Annotated in this window: 10 protein-coding genes; 4 read left to right on the forward strand and 6 right to left on the reverse strand. The window is 75.5% G+C overall.

The features are described 5' to 3' along the window. Window positions 1-20 precede the first annotated feature (20 nt). The 3 genes from AB0J53_RS21735 to AB0J53_RS21745 are packed head-to-tail and all read right to left on the reverse strand — an operon-like array spanning window position 21 to window position 8514. Window positions 21-2552, reverse strand: a complete 2532-nt coding sequence (locus tag AB0J53_RS21735) for a PEP/pyruvate-binding domain-containing protein (RefSeq protein WP_364174971.1) — start codon at window positions 2550-2552, stop codon at window positions 21-23. Window position 2553: 1 nt separating this feature from the next. Beyond that, on the reverse strand, window positions 2554-3264 hold the full coding sequence (locus AB0J53_RS21740; RefSeq protein WP_364174974.1) for a helix-turn-helix domain-containing protein: 711 nt from the start codon (window positions 3262-3264) through the stop codon (window positions 2554-2556). A gap of 45 nt (window positions 3265-3309) precedes the next feature. Continuing rightward, window positions 3310-8514: a tetratricopeptide repeat protein gene (locus tag AB0J53_RS21745; protein WP_364174977.1), complete on the reverse strand. Its 5205-nt coding sequence runs from the start codon at window positions 8512-8514 to the stop codon at window positions 3310-3312. Between the two features lie 99 nt (window positions 8515-8613). Between AB0J53_RS21745 and AB0J53_RS21750 the strand changes: the two genes are divergently transcribed. Then, window positions 8614-9159 (forward strand): hypothetical protein, encoded by a 546-nt coding sequence (locus AB0J53_RS21750; RefSeq protein ID WP_364174980.1) that lies wholly within the window; start codon window positions 8614-8616, stop codon window positions 9157-9159. Here AB0J53_RS21750 and AB0J53_RS21755 read toward each other — a convergent pair. Both AB0J53_RS21755 and AB0J53_RS21760 read right to left on the reverse strand, forming a co-directional pair. After that, window positions 9119-10483, reverse strand: a complete 1365-nt coding sequence (locus tag AB0J53_RS21755) for an MFS transporter (RefSeq protein WP_364174983.1) — start codon at window positions 10481-10483, stop codon at window positions 9119-9121. The genes AB0J53_RS21750 and AB0J53_RS21755 overlap by 41 nt on opposite strands. After that, the gene (locus AB0J53_RS21760; protein ID WP_364174986.1) at window positions 10480-10968 is read right to left on the reverse strand and encodes a cupin domain-containing protein; all 489 of its coding nucleotides are present in this window, start codon (window positions 10966-10968) and stop codon (window positions 10480-10482) included. The genes AB0J53_RS21755 and AB0J53_RS21760 overlap by 4 nt, the downstream gene beginning before the upstream one ends. Before the next feature lie 109 nt (window positions 10969-11077). Here AB0J53_RS21760 and AB0J53_RS21765 point away from each other — a divergent pair, with 109 nt between their 5' ends. The 3 genes from AB0J53_RS21765 to AB0J53_RS21775 all read left to right on the forward strand — a co-directional run bounded on the left by AB0J53_RS21765 (window position 11078) and on the right by AB0J53_RS21775 (window position 13256). Beyond that, a complete protein-coding gene (locus AB0J53_RS21765; protein WP_364174989.1) occupies window positions 11078-11950 on the forward strand; it encodes a LysR family transcriptional regulator in 873 nt (290 codons plus the stop codon). Window positions 11951-12127: 177 nt separating this feature from the next. Further along, window positions 12128-12505, forward strand: coding sequence for a hypothetical protein (locus AB0J53_RS21770; RefSeq protein ID WP_219518285.1), 378 nt, complete (start codon window positions 12128-12130; stop codon window positions 12503-12505). Between the two features lie 79 nt (window positions 12506-12584). Continuing rightward, window positions 12585-13256, forward strand: a complete 672-nt coding sequence (locus tag AB0J53_RS21775; protein WP_364174992.1) for a DUF6766 family protein — start codon at window positions 12585-12587, stop codon at window positions 13254-13256. On the opposite strand, the gene AB0J53_RS21780 is transcribed toward AB0J53_RS21775, so the two are convergent. Then, a complete protein-coding gene (locus tag AB0J53_RS21780) occupies window positions 13181-14035 on the reverse strand; it encodes a 1-aminocyclopropane-1-carboxylate deaminase/D-cysteine desulfhydrase (protein ID WP_364174995.1) in 855 nt (284 codons plus the stop codon). The two genes, AB0J53_RS21775 and AB0J53_RS21780, sit on opposite strands and share 76 nt — an antisense overlap. Window positions 14036-14044: the final 9 nt, after the last annotated feature.

Genomic DNA, 14044 nt, shown 5'->3' on the forward strand with positions numbered 1-14044 from the left:
CGGGCTTTCAGCCACTCCTGTCAGCCCCCCAACAGGTCCACCGTGCCCCGCTCGCCGTCCACCCGGATCCGGTCGCCGTCGCGCAGCCGCATGGTGGCGTTGCCGGTGCCGACCACGGCCGGGATGCCGAGCTCGCGGGCCACGATCGAGGCGTGCGACAGAGGCGCGCCCATGTCGGTCACCACGGCGGCGGCACGCGGGAACATGGGCGTCCAGCCGACGTTCGTCAGCGTGGTCACCAGGATCTCGCCCGGCTTGAGCCGGTCGCCGTCCTCCGGCCCCGACAGCACCCGGGCCACGCCCTCGACGACGCCGGGAGCCCCGGGGAAGCCGGTCACCGTGTCGCTGACCGGCGTGCCGCCGCCGCGCGCGTCGTACAGGTCGGCGCGCCGGTCCGGGTCGGCCGCCCAGCGCACCGGGTCGAACCGGCCGACGATCAGCGCCGGGTACGGCGGCAGCGCCGCGTAACGCTCGTAGGTGGCACGCCGTACGGGGACGTTCGCCAGAGGGGCGGCGTCACCGCCGAGCACGTCGAGGATCTCCTCCACCGCCAGGAAGAACAGCGCGTCGCCGTGCCCGGTCAGCTCACCGGCACGCACCACGAAGGCGCGCAGCACCCAGAACGCCCGGATGACCTCCGACCGCGTGGCCTCCCGGTCGCGCACCACCGCGTTCCACCGGCGCACCCTGGCCCGCATCCCGGCGAGCCTGCGCGGATGGCGCTCGGCGAAGCGCGCCCAGGCGGCCTCGCGGGCCTTCTCCTGGCGGGCGAGCAGCTCCCGGGTGTCCTCGCGCAGGTCGCGCAGCCCGGCGAGCTGAGCGTCGATCCAGCCGGGGTCCTCGCCGGGACGCGGCATCGACACCTCGAACTCGTGCGGCCCGCGGTGCCCGTAGGCGCGGGCGAACTCGTCCCTGGTGATCTCGCCCCTGGCCAGCCGGCCGAGCCCGGTGAGCAGGCCGAGGCTGGCCAGCTCGCCGTCGCTGTTGACGCCGGTCAGCATGGCCTCGGCGTCGGCCTCGCCCACCAGCCTGCGCAGGTTGTCGCGCGTGTAGACGAGCGTCGAGCCGCCCTGCCGCCCGGCGGCCTCCAGCATGCGGCAGGCGGTGACGAAGTACGGCTCGATCTCGCGTGACCAGAGCACGGCCAGCTCGGCGGGCGTGGCGGTGGCGGCGACCCGTCCGCGCAGCTCCTCGCCGCGCCGGGCGGCCCCGGCCAGGAAGGCGGGCATGGCCCGCAGGTGCTCGCGCACCCGCTTGCGGATGGCCAGCGCCATCGGCACGACCGCCTTGACGATCCGCCACCGGGAGACGTCGAGCATGGGCGGCTCCAGCCCGGCCGGCAGCCTGCCGAACACCTGCTCCACGGCGCTCAGCCGGCCCGACATGCCGAGCGCGCGGGCGACGGAGAACGTCACGCTGAGGTTCATGTAGAAGCGTCCGCCGATGTTGCCGACCAGGTCGAAGCCGGGCAGCGTGGAGGCCGACATCGCCTCGTGGATGAACATCCGCACGAACGACCAGGTCGCGGGCGTCATCACGTCGGGGATGGCCTCGCCGAGGTTGCCGCCGGTCCACAGGTAGTCGCCCCTGAGGCTGTCGTTCCACTCCTCGGTGCGCGGCTTGACGCCGGTGACCGGGCGGGCCTGGACGATCGCGAACGCGCCGTCGCGCCGGACCCACTCCACGTCCATGGGCGTGCCGTACAGCTCCTGCACCCGCGCGCCGAGCGCGGCCAGCTCGACGGCCTGCGCCTCGTCGAGCACCGCCGCCCGCCGCAGCTCCTCGGGGACCGGCCGCTCCTCGGTGCCGCCCTCGGTCCGCACGGTCATCACGGCCTTGTCCCCGGTACGGGCCTCCGTCACGGCGCCCGAGGTCACCACGACCGTGTCGGGGGTCACCTGGCCGCCCACGACCGCCTCGCCGAGCCCCCAGGACGCGTTGATCACGGTCTCGCCGAGCGCCCCGGTGACGGGGTTGGCGGTGAACATGACGCCCGCGGCGTCGGCGTCCACCAGCTCCTGGACGACGACGGCCAGCGCCACGTCGTCGTGCGGGACGCCGTTCCGCTCGCGGTAGGCGATCGCGCGGGCGTTCCACAGCGAGGCCCAGCACCGCCTGACGGCGTCGAGCAGGCCGTCGCCCCGGATGTTGAGGTAGGTGTCCTGCTGGCCGGCGAACGACATGCCCGGCAGGTCCTCGGCCGTCGCCGACGACCGCACCGCCACCGGCACGCCGTCGCCCAGCCCGTCGCCCAGCCCGTCGCCCAGCCCGTCGCCCAGCCCGTCGCCCAGCGCCTCGTAGGCGGCCCTGATGCTCGCGGCCAGGTCGCCGGGGATCTCGTGCCGGGCGAACAGCTCCGCGACGGCGGCGGGGTCGCCCGGGTCGATCTCGTCGCGGAAGGCCGACACGAACGCGCGGTAGGCGCCGGTGGTGATGTGGAAGCCGCCGGGGACGGGCAGCCCGGCCCTGGTTAGCTTCGCCAGCGACGCGCCCTTGCCGCCCGCCGTGGCGAGGTCGGCGGCTTCGTCGCCGAGGGGGAGCACGGTCCGCACGTCACACCTCCTCAAGGCCGAGGGAGCCTGCCAGCTTGCCGCGGGCGATCGCCTCGACGGAGTCGAGGTAGTCCAGGGTGGCGCGGGCGATCTCGGCGGCGTCGCCGGGCGGCCCGTCGGCGCACAGCGCCCGGTCGGCGGTGTCGGCGATCAGCTCCGCGAGCCGGTCGGCGGCCGGCGGCTCGGGCATCATCGGCTGCGAGATCACGAAACCGTAGAGCACCGACCCGAGGACCGTGAGCCGTTCCTGGCCGGTCAGGCCGGGGCGGAGCACGCCCTGCCGGTCGAGCCTGCCGAGGTAGTCCTCGAAGGCGTCGCTGAGCAGCGGGGTCGCCGGGCTGTCCTGCTTCAGCGCGCGGAGCTTGCCCAGCACCTCGCGGTCGCCGACGAGCAGCGCCCTCATCAGCGGGCGCCCCAGCAGCGCGGCGGCGAGCGCGCCGACCAGCTCCCGGAGCGTGGCCGGGGCCGCCTCGCGCACCTCTTGGACCATCAGCACCCGCTCGCGGCGCAGCAGCGCGGAGAAGAGCGCGTCGCGCGTGCGCCAGTGCAGGTAGATGGTGCCCTTGGCGACCCCGGCCTGCCCGGCCACGTCGTCGATCGTGGTCTTGTCGTAGCCCCAGCGCAGGATCAGCTCGGCTGCCGCGTCGAGGATCCGGTGCGCCCGTTCGAGCTGGCGCGCCGGGTCCAGGGGCGGTCGTCCTGCCTTGCCCATCAGCCTCACCCCTAAATGTTTGACTGGATGAGACTATGACGTCATTTAATTAACCGCAAGTTTACCGAGCAGCGCCTCCGCCTCCCCGGCGAACGTCTCGTCCCCCGTCTCCACCGCCCGGGCCAGCAGCACCCCCGCGGCGGCCAGGTCACCGTGCCGGTAGCGGATCTCGCCCGCCCGGCAGGCCGCCTCCGCGACCAGCTCCGGCCGGTCCGTCAAGCTCAGCGTCAGCTCGTAGTAGCGCAGCGCGCCGTCGAGATCGCCCAGCCAGTAGCACAGCTCGCCCAGATGCGCCGCAGCCATGCCCGACTCCGGGTCGCCCGCGTCGATCACCCGCTGGTACCAGCCGAGCGCCTCGGGGAAGTCGCGCTCCCGCTTGGCCAGCGCGCCCAGGTACATCGCGCCCAGCGCGCTCGCGTGCCCCGCCCCCGACTCGACCGCCCGGACGTACCACTCCCTGGCCAGGCCCGGATCGTCGTCGTGATAGGTGTGCCCGATCGCCACCATCGCCCGAACGGCCAGCTCCGCGTCCTCGCCGGCGACGACGCGCTCGTACACCCGCCTGGCCTCCGCCACCTGACCGTCGCCGACCAGCGCCTGCGCGAGCGCCGCCAGCGCGGGCGGCGCGCCCGACCCCGCCGCCGCCCGCAACGTCCGCAGCGACGCCTCCGTGTCACCCTGGCGCTCCTGCAGCATGCCGAGCAGGCTGCCGAACATCGCCCGCGCCGGGCTCGCGGCGTCACCCGCCTGCCGCTCGGCCAGGCTGTAGAAGGCGTCCTCGTCGCCCTGCTCATCCAGCAGCTCCAGCAGCCTGCCTCCCGCCACGAACCGCACGTCCGGGTCCTCGTCACCGCCCAGCCGTTCGTACACCGCCCGCGCCTCCGCCGTCCGCCCCAGCTCCGCCAGCCGCCCGGCGATCTCCAGCTCCGTCACCGGGCCGTGCCCGGCCAGCTCGAAGTAGCCCCGCACGGCCGCCGGATCGTCGCACGCCGCCCCGAGCTCGCGCGCCGTCTCGCCCGCGTGCCGTCCCATCCGCGACAGCACCTGCGCGGCGAGCTGGTGCTCGCCCCGCCCGGCGGCCTGCCGCGCGAGCACGGCGAGGTTCCCGAGCGCGGTCCCCGCCGCCCCCTGCGGCTCCCCCGGCTGGTCACTCGCCTGGAGCGCGGCGGCGAAGGCGTCGGCCGCGCCCAGCGGGTCGCCATCCTCGTGCAGCCAGCAGCCCAGGTTGACGCCCGCCCGCGCCGCGGTATCCGGGTCGCCGGTCTCGATCGCCAGCCACGCCTGCTCGGCCGCCGCGCCGCCGTCACCCCGCGCCCGCAGCGCCTGCGCCAGGTCGCCGCGCACACCCGGCACCACGTCCGGGTCCCCCGCCTCCATCGCCAGCCGGTACAGCTTCACCGCATCCGTCAGGTCACCCGTGGACCGGCAGGCGTCACCCCACACCCAGTGACCCATCGCCACGGTCTGCGGATCACCCGTCGCCACGGCGCGCTCCGCCTGCGCCGGGATCGCGTCGTACTCGCCCCGCTCCAGCAGGTGCACCAGCAGGTGACGCAGGCTCTCCAGGTCACCCGCCGCGGCGCCCTCGCCCAGCGCCGCCCGCGCGCCGTCCGCGTCCCCGAGCTCCTCCAGCAGCTCCGCGAGCTGTACGGCCGCGTCCGGCATCGCCTCACGCACGGCTTCCACCGCACCCGTCAGATCCCCGCGCCGCCGCCGGGCGGTCCCGACCGCGCGCCACGCCGCCCCCGCCGTGGCCGCCTCCTCCGTCGCGGGCAGCAGGCACAGCTCGGCCCGGCAGTGCCGGCCGTCGTCCGACAGCAGCCGGCCCAGCCCCACCCTGGCCTCCGCCGCCACGGCCGGCTCCGCCAGCTCGACGACCAGCCGGTACAGCTCCTCGGCCGCCTCCCCCCGCTCGGCCGCCGCCCGCAGCGTCCCGGCGAACACCTCCGCCGACGGGCGCGCGGTCAGCAGCCGCCGCACGGTGGCGACGTCCTCGCGGTGCAGCGCCAGCGTCAGCTCCGCCGCCTCCCGGCTGCCGGCCGTCCCGGTCAGCGCGGCCAGCGCGCCCTCCTCGTCCCCCAGCGCCAGCAGCCCCCACGGCAGCTCCTCCGCGCTCGCCGTGCCCAGCCGGGCCCGCCCCGCGCGCGCCGCCCACGGGTCGGCGTCCCGCGCCGCCCCCTCGAACGCCATCCGCGCCCCCTCGGCATCGCCCGCCCGCTCCAGGCTGACCCCGGCGCACACCAGCGTCGCCCCCGCCCCCTCCGGGTCCGCCGCGACCGCCCGCTCGAACGCCTCCCGCGCCCCCGCCGTCTCCCCCGCCTCGGCCAGCATCTCCCCCAGCAGCCTCGCCCCCTCGGCCACCGGCGCCTCCCCCGGCTCCCGGACCGCCAGCTCGCCGGCCACGGCGACCGCCTCGTCCCGGTGCCCGTACGCCCGCAGGAAGGCGGCCAGATGCAGCGGCGCCCCGCTCCCGAACGCCTCCGCCAGCACCTCCCCGGCCCGCTCCGTCCGCCCCGCCGCCACCAGCGCCTCCCCCAGCCCCAGCACGGCCCGCTGATCCCCCGGCTCCACCTCCAACGCCCTCTCAAACGCCCCGACCGCCTCCTCCCACCCCTGTCTTTCACCGAAGGGACCCGCCTCTCCGGAGGGGACGGCCGCCACCTCCGCGGCCGTCCCCACGGCGGGAAGGCCGGAGGCCAGCGGCCCTTGGGGCGTCCCCCCGGTGGCCACCGGCCCGCCAAAGAGGGCCGCCTCCCCGGAGGGGGTGGCCGCCTCCTCCTCTGGTGTCCCCCCAGTGGGGGTGGGGGTGGGGTGGGTCAGCAGGGCGTGGCCGGCGGCGCGGAGGGCCGTGGCGGCGAGGGCGGGGTCGTCGCCGGTGGCGGCGAGCTCCCACGCGGCGATCGCGCCCCGCGTGTCACCGGCGTCGTCGCGCAGGGCGGCCAGGTACAGGGCGGCCTCCTGGCGGCTCTCCTCCTGCCCGGCCGTCAGCACCAGCGTGAGTGCGGCCCCGGCGGCGGCGGGGTCGCCGGTCCGCTGCCAGGCGTGGGCGGCCTGCATGGCCAGCAGGGTGGCCATCCAGAGGCCGCCCTCGGAGGGCAGCGCGGTCATCGCGCGTTCGGCGGCGGCGAAGTCCCGCTCCAGCAGGCTCCGGCCGAACCGCCCCAGCTCGCCGCCGTCCGCGGCCTCGGAGGCGTCGGCAGCGTCGGCGTCGGCAGAGGGGGCCGGGAGCTGGGCGAAGGCGGCGCGGGCGCCGTCGAGGTCGTCGAGGCGGAGCCGGGTGAGCCCGAGGAGGGCGGCGTTGCGGGCCCCGGGGACGCGCTCGTAGAGGCGGCAGGCGGCCAGGAGGTCGCCCTGGCGTTCGAGCACCTGGGCCAGCCGGGTGGCGGCTTCGCGGCGCAGCCCGGCGTGGCGGGTCTCCAGGGCCTCGGTGAACGCGGCCCGCGCCTCGGCCAGGTCGTCCCCGGCGAGCCCGCCGAGCGCGTACGCGACCCAGGGGGCGAGCGCGGGGTGGCCGTCGGCGCGGGCGCGGCGCAGCAGGTCGGCGGCCTCGTCGTGCCGGTCGTGGGCGAGGAGGATCTCCTTGAAGACGGCCGCCGTGTAGGAGAGCGCGAACGGGTCGCCGCCGCCCGCGGCCTCGCGGAAGAGCCCGGCCGCCTCCGACAGGTCGTACCCGATGGAGGCGAGCACCTGGGCGAGGACGGCGGTGCCGATGGCGGCGACGGCGGGGTCGGGGTGGCGGGCGGCGGCGCGGTAGCGGAGCAGGCCCTCCTCGCGGCCGAGCCGCTGGTGGTCGACGATCGCCTCCAGGACGGGGTGCAGGCGGTCGCCGGAGGCGCGAAGCAGGTGCAGCAGGAAGGTGGCGCTGAAGCCCTGCATGACGTGTTCGCCTTCGGCCACGTACGACAGCAGTTCGTCGGCCTGCTCGCGGTCGCCTTCGCCGAGTTCCAGCTCGGCGAGCATGACCATGGCGCGTACCGGCTGTTCGGGCCCGCCGGCGTCGGCGGCGCGGCGGAGGAGCCGCCGGGCTTCGGGCAGGTCACCGGCCTGCAGCCGGGCGAGGCCGGCGTCGGCGTCCTGGAGGGCCTGTTCCTCGGCGGGGTCGGGGAGGGGCTGACGGCGGGCGTCGAGGTCGAGCAGCAGCCCGGCCTTGTACGCGGTGTCGGGGTCGGGGTGCCCGGCGGCGGCGCGTACCAGCTCCATGAGGTCCTCGTACGCGCCGGGGTGGGCGTCCACCAGCATCGACAGGAGGGTGACGCCGACGGACGACCAGCGGGACTCGCCGGCGTCGAGCACGGTGCGCAGGTGGGTCAGCGCCTCGGTGACCTCGCCGGCCTCGGTGTGCATCTGGGCCAGGCAGGCGTGGGCCTCGACGGCGTACTCGCGCTGGCCGCTGGCGATCACCCGGTGGAAGATCGCCTTGGTGGCGTCCTCGTCGCCGAGCTGGGCGATGACCTTGGCCTGTTCGAGGAGGGCGGGCAGGCGGATGCCGGGCCGGGGGTCCTCGGCGGCCCTGGCGTAGGCGGCGACGGACTCGGCGTACTCGCCGAGGTCCACGAGCACGGCGCCGAGCAGCTTGTACGCGGTGGCGAGGTGGGCGGCGGACCCGGCGGCGATGGCGTGCTCGCACACTTCGCGGGCGGCCTCGAAGTCCTCTTCATCGGCGTAGTGCTGGTAGAGGCGGAACGCGGCCCGCGACACGGTCTCGGGGTCGCCGCAGGTGAGGAGGCGCCGGTAGTCGTCCTCGTCCTCGGCGGCCTCGTACAGCTCGGCGGGGGTGGCGGTGCCGGCCGGGGTGAAGTCGGGCAGTTCGAGGCGGTCGGCGAGTTCGACGACGGCGGGGCTGTCGCAGCGGCGGGCCCGTTCCAGGGCGGCTTCGGCGCCGGCGAGGTCGCCCAGTTCGGTGCAGACCAGGACGAGCGCCGTCTCGGCGAGCGCGGCGACCTCGAAGTCGGCGCCGTCGGCGGCGATGCCCAGCACCCGGTGCGCGGCCGGCCATTCGCGGGCGGCGACCAGCATGAGGCCCATGGCCATGGCCGAGCGCTGGCCGAACACCGGGTCGCCCGACTGGATCACCGACCGGTGCGCGGCTTCGGCGCCGTCGAGGTCACCGGCCTCCTCCAGCAGGGAGGCCAGCAGGTGTGACGCCTCGGGGTCGCCGGTCGCGGCGATCTCCCGGAACAGCACGGCCGCCTGGTCGAGGTCCCCCGCTTCCCAGCTCCTCATGGCGGGCACGAGCCGTTCTGACGTCATGTAGTCACTCCTTAGTCACCTATAAAGTGAAAAAACTACACACGTGTCACTCGCGTCACAGGGCATTCGGCACACTGAGCGGGTCGTACGGTGGAGGACATGGCCAAGGCGTTCTGGATCGACCAGGAGTTCGACAGGGAGCGCGACGGGCGCTACGCGGCGCACGTGCGCAAGAGCCTGGAGGCGTTCGACTGGGGCGACATCGCGCCGGTGCGGTTCGCCTGCGCGGCCTGGCGGCTGGCCACTCCGCCGTCGCTGTCCCCGGGCTACGTGCGCTGGGACCGCCGCGTGCTCGACGCGACCTGTGTGCGCAACACCTGGGACGGCACGCTGAACGCGCGGATCAGGGTCGTCTCGCCGCTGCCGGCCGAGCTGACGCGGACGCGGGCGTGGTGGCACGACCGGGGCTGGCTGGGCTGGCAGGAGACGTTCGGCCAGTACGTCGAGCCGACGCAGCGTGACCTGGCCCGGCACCCGTTCCTGCGGGCGAGCCTGCTGATCGAGGTGCCGGTGCCGCTCGACGGGCTGCCGCCCGAGCCGGAGGGCCCGCACGACAGGGTCGAGGAGAGCGCCGTGCGGGCCGTGTCGGTGCTGGCCCGCACGCTCAACGACGTGGTGGGGCCGGTGCTGGACCAGCTCGGTTAGGCGCGCGGGTCACGGCGACCACGGCGGCGGCGAGCGGGAAGAGGGCGACGACCATCAGCGTGCGGTGCAGCGGCATCGCGTCCGACAGCGCCCCGGCGACGGCGGAGCCCACGCCGCCGCCGACGAAGAACGTCAGGTTGAGCAGCCCCATCCCGGCCCCGCGCAGCGGGAGCGGCAGCCGCGCCGACATCTCGCCGGTGATCACGACCTGGGTGACGGCGAACGCGGCGAGGCTCATCGAGGCCGCCGCCACGGCGGGCCACGGGCCTCCCCGGCCCGTCGCGGTGACGGCCAGGGCGACCGCCGCCGCCAGCGCGGTGCCGCCCAGCAGCAGGCGGGCCCCGCGCGCGCCGGGGCGTCCGGCGCGGCGTGACAGCACCGCGCCGACCACGGCGCCGGGCAGCAGCGCCACGCCGACCGTGAGGACGCTCCACCCGTACGTGGCGGCCAGGAACTGCGGGATCACGTACATGGCGGCGAACAGGGCGCCGAAGACGCCCGCGCCGATCGCGGCGGCGATCCGGTAGGCCCCGTCGCCGATCACCTGGCGCGGCACGAAGCCGTCCGGCCGCCGGGCGGTCCACCAGGCCAGCGCGGCGGCGGCGAGCACGAGCACCACGGCGAGCGCCAGGATCACGGGGAGGCCGAGCTTGAGCGTCCTGGCCTGGATGAGCACGATCAGCGTGCTCACGGTCACGGTCAGCGCGGCGGCCCCGGTGACGTCGAGCGGGCGGCGCGAGCCGGGCCGCACGGCCAGGCGCAGGCAGAACGGCACGGCCAGGACCGACAGCACCGGCAGCACGAGGGCGGCGCGCCAGCTCAGCCCGGTCGTCACCAGCCCGCCGAGCAGCGTCGCGCCGGAGGCGAAGAGCGCCAGGACGACGCCGTACCCGGCGAGCACGCGCGGGCGCTCCCCGGGGGCCACGCCCGCGAGCAGCGCGACGGCGACCGCCGACGCGCCGCCGGACCCGGCGGCCAGCAGCAGCCGCCCGGCGACCAGGACGCCGAGGGACGGCGCCAGGACGCACACGAGCGCACCGGCGGCGAGCGACAGCGAGGCGATCAGCAGCGTGAGGCGCGCTCCCCGGGAGTCGGCCAGCCGCCCGGACACGGCGGTGCCGACGCCGAGCGCGAGCGCGTGCGCGGTCAGGATCCAGGCGACCTGGGCGGGCCCGGCGCGCAGCTCGGCGGCGACCTCGGGCAGGGCCACGGCGGCGGCCGTGACGCCGAAGATCGCCGGGCCGAACAGGCCGCCGAGCCGCACGGCCGTCGAGACCGGCCCGATCGCCGCCGCCCCGGTCACGGCGACGGGCGCGGCGGTCATCGGGAGCTCCGCGGCGACGTCCAGGCGGCGGCGTCCGCGAAGTGCACGTCGTAGCGCTCCTGCTCCGGCAGCAGGCTGCCGAAGGACGCCGAGCCGTGCTGGATCCTGGCGAGCTGCCGGAAGTACCCGAACCGCTCGACGCCCGGCGTCAGGACGGACAGCAGCTCGGCGCCCGTCCCCGGGGCCGCGCCGAACGCGTGGACCAGCCCCGGCGGCACGACGACCAGCCCGCCTGTCGCGACGGTCACCGCCTCCTCGCCGAGCAGGAACTCCAGCGCCCCGTCCAGGACGTAGAACAACTCGGTGGAGAGCGCGTGGTGATGCGGCCTGGCGCCGTCGCGGCCCGGCCCCAGCGTGAGCCGGTTGGCGCCGAGCGCGCCCCCGGTGGCGCTCGCGTCGGTGAGCAACGTGAACGCCCCGCCCCCGGGGAGGCCGACGACCTCCGCCGCCCCGGCGTGCACGACATGAGCCTGCGATGTGGTCATATCCGTTTCCCTTCAGGTCCGGGGTTCATTCGATCCCGGGAACAAGCCGTGAACCAGAAGCGGTTATGACCTGCAGTCATCACCGATCGAGATGAATCGAGGGGCGCCGGTGGAGCTGCGGCAGCTCGCGTACTTCGCAGCGGTCGCCGAGGAGGGCGGGTTCGGCCGCGCGGCCGAGCGGCTGAGCATCGTGCAGTCGGCGGTGAGCCAGCAGATCCGCCGCCTCGAACGCGAGCTGGGCGTGCCGCTGTTCGACCGGTCGACCCGGCACGTGCGGCTGACCGGCGCGGGCGAGCGGCTGCTGCCCGAGGCGCGGGCCGTGCTGGCCGCCGCGGACCGCACCCGGCAGGTGGCCGCCGACATCCGCGCGGGCGCCGACGGCGTCCTGCGCCTGGGGATCGTGCAGGGGCCCGGCGACCGGATCTTCCGGACGCTGAACGAGCTGGCCGCCCGCGCGCCGCGTCTCCAGGTCCGCCCGCGCCGCCTGCCGCTGCCCGCCCGGCTGGCGGCCGTGCGGTCGGGCGAGCTCGACGCGGCCCTGGTCCGCGCGCTCGGCGACGCGCCCGGCCTGGAGCTGCTCCCGATCTGGACGGACCCGCTCTACGTGGCGCTGCCCGCCGGGCACCGGAGGGCGGACGCGGCGGAGCTCCGGCTGGAGGACCTCGCGGACCTCCCGCTCCGGCTCGCCCCCCGCGAGGACAACCCGCCCTTCCACGACCTGGTCACCGACGCCTGCCGCGAGGCGGGGGTCGCGCCGCCTCCCGGGCCGCCGTTCACGACGTTCCAGGAGACGCTCGCCGGCATCGGCGCGGGCGCCCCGTCGTGGACGGTCTTCTACGAGGTCTCCACCCTGCCGGAGATCCCCCGGGTGGTCATCCGCCCGCTCGCCGGGCTCACGCTGACCACCTCGCTGGCCGTCGCCCCCGGCCCGCCGGCCCCCGCCGTCCGCCACCTGCTGGACGCGCTGGCCGCCGTCACCTGACGGCCCCGGGTCAGGCGCCCTTGGCGCTTCCAGCGCAGGTGGTTGACCACGCCGGCGACGGTCATGAGAGGCGAGGCCGGCAGGGGCGCCTTCCTGGCCGCTCGTCCCACGTCGCGGGAGTGTCGGTCCTCTGCATCGCCCAAGCATGCCCGATCATCGCCGGGGTAGCAGTGGCTCATGAGAATCGTTCCCGGGGTGCTGGCGCTGGCGCTGGTCACCGGCTGCGCCATCGACACCGCCGGACCGGCCCGCGCGGCCGAGCGGTTCCGCGCCGCGCTCGCCGCCCAGCAGGCGGAGGCGGCCTGCGCGATGCTGGCCAGGAAGACGGCCGAGAACCTGCCCGATCGCGGCCAGAGCTGCCCGGAGGCGCTGCGCGAGCTGAACCTGGGCGATCCCGGCGGGGTGACCGAGGTGACCGTCTGGGGTGACACCGCGCTGGTCAGGCTCGCGGGCGACACGCTCTTCCTCCAGCGCTACACCGACGGGTGGCGGGTCAAGGCGGCCGGCTGCGAGCCGGTGCCCGATCTCCCCTACGACTGCGAGGTGGAGAACTGATGCGGGTGATGTTCACGCTGACCCTGATCATCATCGTGTCGGGGCTGATCTTCTTCTTCGGGATGGGGCTTTCGCACCTATGAGACGCATCAGGGACAACGCACTGTCGATCGCGTTCATGACGCTGTTCCTGCTGTGCCTGGCCGGGCAGGGGCTCGCGGGCATGCTCGGCCACAACGAGCAGCAGCTCGTCGAGGGCGGTCAGCCGGTGGGCTACCTGGACTACGTCACGTCCTCGGCCTTCGCGGTCAACGTGGCGGAGAACTGGCAGTCGGAGTATCTGCAGTTCCTGCTGTTCATCCTGTTCACCATCTGGATGGTGCAGCGCGGGTCGCCCGAGTCGAAGGAGCCCGGCAAGGAGGGCGCCGAGTCGGACGAGGAGCAGCAGATCGGCCGCTACGCGGACGCCGACTCGCCGGCCTGGGCGCGGGCCAGGGGGCTGCGGCTGTGGCTGTTCAGCAACTCGCTGGGGCTCACGATGGGGACGATCTTCGTGCTGTCGTGGCTGGCCCAGTCGGTGGCGGGGCTGGCCTCGTACAACGCCGAACGGCTCAGCGCCCTGCGCGATCCCGTCACCTGGGGCGGCTACGTGACCTCGCCCGACTTCTGGGACCGCAGCCTGCAGAACTGGCAGTCGGAGCTGCTGGCCGTGCTGTCAATGGTGGTGCTCTCCATCTATCTGCGCCAGCGCGGCTCGCCCGAGTCCAAGCCGGTCGGCGCGGCGCACACGGCGACGGGCGTGGAGGGCTGAGGCGGCCACGGCTCGCCGGTGACGACGGCGACGATCCGGGTGCCCGCCGCGAAGTGGCCGCGCCGTAGGAGGTCGAGCACGCCGTAGAGCATCTTGGCGACGTACACCCTCTCGACCCGGTGCTCGGCGGCGAACCGGTCGAGCTCGGGGGTGGTGCGGGCGTAGCCGCCGAAGTGGTAGTCGAGGTTGACCGACCAGTTGGGCCGGACGTGCCCGTACGCCTCGCGTTGCAGCCTGGCCACCTCGCCCGCCAGGAACCCGGCCCCCTTGAGCACCGCGAACCCGAGCGCCCGGCGGCCCTCCGGCAGCCCGGCCGCGATGCCCGCCAGCGTGCCGCCGGTGCCCACCGGGCAGCAGATCACGTCGTACGGGCCGGTGATCTCCGCGGGGAGCTCGGCGCAGCCGCGGACGGCGGCGGCGTTGCTGCCTCCTTCGGGCAGGATCGTCACCTCGCCCCACCGCTCCCGCAGCATCGCCTCGATCTCGGGCGTGTGCTTGCGCCGGTAGGCGGCGCGGTCGAGGTAGTCGAGCCGCATCCCGCAGGAGACGGCGTAGGCGAGCGACGGGTTGAGCGGCAGGTGCTCCTCGCCGCGGATCACGCCGATCGTCTCGAACCCGTGGCGCCGCCCGGCCGCCGCGACCGCCCGGATGTGGCCGGAGTAGGCGCCGCCGAAGGTGAGCACGCGGGCGTGGCCGAGGTTGTGGCGGAGCTTGCGCGCCTTGTTGTCGTCGCGCTTGAGGAAGACGCGCACGGGACCGGGTGCCGGAAGCTCCTGCATGCCTCTCCT

This window comes from Nonomuraea sp. NPDC049725 (assembly GCF_040674795.1).
GTDB classification, from domain to species: Bacteria; Actinomycetota; Actinomycetes; order Streptosporangiales; family Streptosporangiaceae; genus Nonomuraea; species Nonomuraea ceibae.

Coding starts and splice junctions, on each gene's coding strand:
- AB0J53_RS21740 (WP_364174974.1), bottom strand. CDS start 3,264: ATGGGCAAGGCAGGACGACCGCCCCTGGACCCGGCGCGCCAGCTCGAA.
- AB0J53_RS21745 (WP_364174977.1), bottom strand. CDS start 8,514: ATGACGTCAGAACGGCTCGTGCCCGCCATGAGGAGCTGGGAAGCGGGG.
- AB0J53_RS21750 (WP_364174980.1), top strand. CDS start 8,614: ATGGCCAAGGCGTTCTGGATCGACCAGGAGTTCGACAGGGAGCGCGAC.
- AB0J53_RS21755 (WP_364174983.1), bottom strand. CDS start 10,483: ATGACCGCCGCGCCCGTCGCCGTGACCGGGGCGGCGGCGATCGGGCCG.
- AB0J53_RS21760 (WP_364174986.1), bottom strand. CDS start 10,968: ATGACCACATCGCAGGCTCATGTCGTGCACGCCGGGGCGGCGGAGGTC.
- AB0J53_RS21770 (WP_219518285.1), top strand. CDS start 12,128: ATGAGAATCGTTCCCGGGGTGCTGGCGCTGGCGCTGGTCACCGGCTGC.
- AB0J53_RS21775 (WP_364174992.1), top strand. CDS start 12,585: ATGAGACGCATCAGGGACAACGCACTGTCGATCGCGTTCATGACGCTG.
- AB0J53_RS21780 (WP_364174995.1), bottom strand. CDS start 14,035: ATGCAGGAGCTTCCGGCACCCGGTCCCGTGCGCGTCTTCCTCAAGCGC.